Genomic DNA, 527 nt, shown 5'->3' on the forward strand with positions numbered 1-527 from the left:
ACAGGAACGGCAAGCCAAACAAGCGGCTACTGAACAATTGGAACAGGAACGGCAAGCCAAACAAGCGGCTACTGAACAATTGGAACAGGAACGGCAACGTAACCAACGTTTAGAACAATTGCTGCGAGAAGCAGGACTGAATCCTGATGCCAATTTATAGGCGGTTTCGGTGGGTGTCGCCCCGGGGTCTTATTCAATGGCTTTTATGCTGTTTCTAGCCGCCAGGGGTGGTTCCCCAGCCTGTCGCTTTCCTCATGTGGGGGGGTCGATTGGCGTTAAAGCACTTTTTTCTCGATTTACCTATCTTCAACCTGAACTCATACCCTGTGGAAAATGTTGTGGATAACTTGCCTATTATTCCCAAATACTAAGGTTGACAGGGGATTGAACCAGACCAAATCCCTATCGATTTGATGGATTTTCCACAGTTTTTCCACAGATGCTGACAGGATGGAACCCTTAACCAAAGTCAAATTTAAACACAATTTCCACAATTTCCACAGTGGCTCGCCACCCCCCTAAACAAT

It is taken from the genome of Limnospira sp. PMC 1279.21, assembly GCF_032349615.1.
GTDB classification, from domain to species: Bacteria; Cyanobacteriota; Cyanobacteriia; order Cyanobacteriales; family Microcoleaceae; genus Limnospira; species Limnospira fusiformis.